The following is a 3933-nucleotide window of genomic DNA, read 5'->3' as shown; positions in this document are numbered from 1 at the left end:
CAGAGGTACTGGAATAAAAATGAATCCTCCTGTTTTTAAAATCTTAAAGCCTCCCAAGCCTTAAGTAAACCGTATTGGAATTGGTCATTGGTCATTGATAAAATGACAACAGTCAACAGTCAACAGTTAACAGGCTAATTCCCCAAAAAATAGCGTCTGCTGCGTCAATTAAGCCTGCGGCTGTATCAGGAAAGGCTGCGGTAAGGTATTTTAAAAGCATAGTGCGATCGCCCCCGGTGAGTGCAATTTTGCTATCAGGAAACAAACACCGCCAATCTTCAATAAAATCCCTAACTCCTGCCACCGTCGCATACACAACTCCGCTTTGAATTGCCTCAGCAGTATCTTTCGCCCAGCGGTGCGGCAGATTTTCTGGTAAACTAATTAAAGGTAATGCAGCGGTTTTTTTACTTAGCGACGATAACTGCAAACCCAAACCTGGTAAGATTGCGCCCCCAACTAAATACCTATTGACATCAGCCCCAGTAAATGTTAAAGCTGTACCAGCATCTATAAGTAAAACTGGCCAACCGAATTGGTTGCCAGCCCCCAGTACAGCCAAAGCTCTGTCAATTCCCAGGGTAGGATAGAGTCCACCGATCGGCAACTGGTCTAAAGTAATAATTCGGACATTAGGATAACTCTGCCAAATTGCTGTTTGTTGGGTAACTACTGAGGCCACAATTAGAGGCAGCGGCACTAAAGAAAGTGTGTGAGGACTAGAAAAAGTGGGAGTAGCAGGAAGAGAAAGGAGATTTTGAGAAGATACTTCCTCGATCGACCTCATTACTATTTGCACCAAATATTCTGCCTTTTCCTGCTCGGAGAGCGTGGAAACAGTATCAGCATTGAGATGCTCTGTATCCCATGTTTTCTCCAGGGTTTTGCCCACAAATAATCCCCAGTGCAGCCGGGAATTGCCAATCGCCAAAGCTATTTTAATCTGGTCTTTACCTATTAATCCAGATATAAGGTTGCCAATTCTTGGTGGCGAACGAAAATTGTCGGGAATTGAGTTTTCCATGTTGATCGAGCGCGCGCAAACATTGAACTAAAGATAGATTTTAAATGAATTTTCTTCGGTTAAGCGGGCGTAAGGATTCAGGTATCTGAAACGTAGTCACAGAAAGACTTCTAGAATTCAATCCTTCGCTAAATCAACAGCTTAATTCTCAATAGGTACGAGAATCAAAGCTTTCATGGTTTCTTAATAAGAATGGATATTAGATGATTATTCGCTCGAATGGTTACACCGTATAGATTTTACTGCTTTTCACCTGACCTGAATCCTTACAAGCGGGCAGCTAACTCTATTTGACATCTGACCAAGTTCTAGGCCACGCGCCAATTAGTATTGTGGGCGACAGACGGCATACTTCCTAAATATAAATATTTGTAAAGCAAAAAATTGCTTTGCTCAGGCTGCATCATTTATAATGTCTTAAGATATTCCAAAAGTCCTGGTAGCTGCGATGGGGCTGTTGGCGGGGTAAGCAGAGGTTTAACAAACCCGACTCAATCAAAATACTGTACAACTCCTGAGTAAATATGTCTTTAAAAATACAAGAACACGAAAACCCCTGGCACAGAGTAACTTCGCGGTTGCCTGAATCTGAAAACTGGAGGCAGGAAGAAAGTCTTTCGGTGCCGGAAGTAGACCAACAAAAAGCCCTAATCGTGCAGATGCAGCAGCAAGTTCAGTTATCAAACTTGCTGAACCAAATTAATAACGAAATTCGCAGTACACTTGACATAGAAGAAATTTTGACATCGGCCTGCCGATTGCTGGGGCAAGCGTTAGAGTGCAGTCGCGTGAGCATTTTAGTCAAAGAATCAAATACAGAAAAAACTTTAGTCACGCGCGGAGAGTACAACGCGGGCGACTATCCGATTCAACTTGGTATGAAAGTACCGATGACGGACAACCCGCATTTGGCTGCCGTCATGTCTCAGCAAGAGTCGCTAGCAGTGACGAAGTTTCTCGATTTTCCGGGATTAAACCCACAAACCCGAAAAATTGCCGAAGCTTTGGAGATTAAGTCAATGGTGGCAGTAGCTACTCGCTACCAAGGTCAAGTGAATGGCATAATTGGCTTGCATCAGTGCGATCGCGAACGGGAATGGACTGATTGGGAACGGCAGCTTTTAGAAGGCGTAGCATCGCAATTGGCGATCGCGATCAATCAAGCCAAACTCTATAGCAAAACCAGGCGCCAAGCCGAACGAGAATCGCTGCTGCGGCTGATCGGCAACCAAATTCGCAGTACCCTAGATCTGGAAACTATCTTACAAACAGCGGTGAGGGAAGTCCGCCAACTGTTGCAGTGCGATCGAGTAATCATCTATCAGTTTCAAGACAACTGGCAAGGAAAAGTTGTTGTTGAAGATATGGTCATCCCTTGGCCTTCAATTTTAGGAGATATGGGGGCGGATAAGTGTTTCCGGGGAGATTACGCCGATCTTTACCAGCAAGGACGAGTCAAAGCCATTAATGATATTTTTAATGCTGGTTTAGAGCCTTGTCACGTTGATTTCTTAGACCGTTTGCAGGTAAAAGCTAATCTGATCGTGCCGATTGTTACATCGAGAACTGAAGAAAGTTCCCCCGAAACAGCCGGAAACTATAATCCTAAATTTCCCGGTAGGCTGTGGGGTTTGCTTATTGCTCACGAGTGCCGGGATACCCGCAATTGGGAGCGACAAGAAATGGAGTTGCTATCCCAGATAGCCAACCAAATGGCGATCGCCATTCAGCAAGCAGAACTTTACAGCCAAGTCCAAGATGCTGCGGTAAAATCTCAAGCTCAAACCCAGCAATTGCAGGCTGCGTTAGAAGAATTGCGATCGGCGCAACAGCAATTGATTCAAAGCGAAAAAATGTCAGGTTTGGGGCAAATGGTAGCGGGAATTGCTCACGAAATTAACAACGCCAACAATTTCATCCACGCTAACTTGTTTCATGCTCAAGAATATTTTAAAGCCTTGAACGAAGCTCTAGAACAGGCCGGGAATGCCTGCCCGGAAGCAGCGGAGGCAATTGTCAGAATCAATGAAGAACTAGAACTCGATTACATTCGAGAAGACTTTGGTAAACTGCTCAATTCAATGCGGGAAGGAAGCGGGAGGATTCGCTCGATCGTGATGACGCTGCGAAATTTTTCTCGTTTAGACCACGCTGAATTAAAACCAGTAGATTTGAATGAAGGTGTAGAAAGCAGTTTCTTGATGCTGCAAAATAAGCTAACGACCCATATCAAAATAGACAAGCAATACGGCAGTTTGCCGCCCGTCCAATGTCATGCCAGTCAAATCAACCAAGTATTTTATAATTTGATTGACAATGCTTTAGATGCGCTTCAGTCAACGAACAAACCGGGGGAATTAACCATCCGCACTTGGCAAAGCGAGCCGGACTGGGTAACAATCTCTGTCCGCGACACGGGAACTGGCATTCCTGCAGAAATTCAAGACAAGATTTTTGACCCGTTTTTTACTACTAAACCTGTCGGGAAAGGCACGGGTTTGGGACTTTCAGTGTGCTATCAGGTAATTGTTCAAGCTCACGGTGGCAAGATCAGTTGCGTCAGTCAGGTTGGCGAAGGAACTGAGTTTATTGTAGAGTTGCCGCTGACAAATCAGAGGGGGATAAGTGCATAATTCCTGCTTTAGTCCGATTAACCCTATTTTGTCACTCTGGCAGTAGTATAGAACCCCTTTGACATCTTTTAGCGATCGTCAATCACGTTACTGAGCAGCAATAAATTTGGTTTTTACCGATCGCATTTTTAATGGAATCAGATTTAACTTACGCCCGAACCTCAATTTTCAGAAATTCCCAACTGGGTGATGCTTAGATTGAAGTTCCCCCATTGACAAAGGCTCCTGAGTATGTACAGCTTACCTTTGAAAGATTTTTGGCTCCGGTTTTACTGG

2 protein-coding genes are annotated in these 3933 nt (G+C 44.3%); one reads left to right on the top strand and one right to left on the bottom strand.

Annotated elements, in window-relative coordinates; all coding sequences use genetic code 11:
- Positions 1–112: 112 nt before the first annotated feature.
- Complete coding sequence (locus tag QUB14_RS28155) at positions 113–1024, bottom strand: pantothenate kinase (protein ID WP_333221236.1); 912 nt, start codon at positions 1022–1024, stop codon at positions 113–115.
- Positions 1025–1548: 524 nt separating this feature from the next.
- Between QUB14_RS28155 and QUB14_RS28150 the strand changes: the two genes are divergently transcribed.
- Positions 1549–3657 (top strand): GAF domain-containing protein, encoded by a 2109-nt coding sequence (locus QUB14_RS28150; RefSeq protein ID WP_333221234.1) that lies wholly within the window; start codon positions 1549–1551, stop codon positions 3655–3657.
- Positions 3658–3933 lie beyond the last annotated feature (276 nt).

Source organism: Microcoleus sp. B3-D2 (assembly GCF_036705345.1).
Classification (GTDB): domain Bacteria; phylum Cyanobacteriota; class Cyanobacteriia; order Cyanobacteriales; family Microcoleaceae; genus Microcoleus.
The sequence above is the reverse complement of the archived record's forward strand: the minus strand, read 5'-3'. Positions and strand labels throughout refer to the sequence as shown.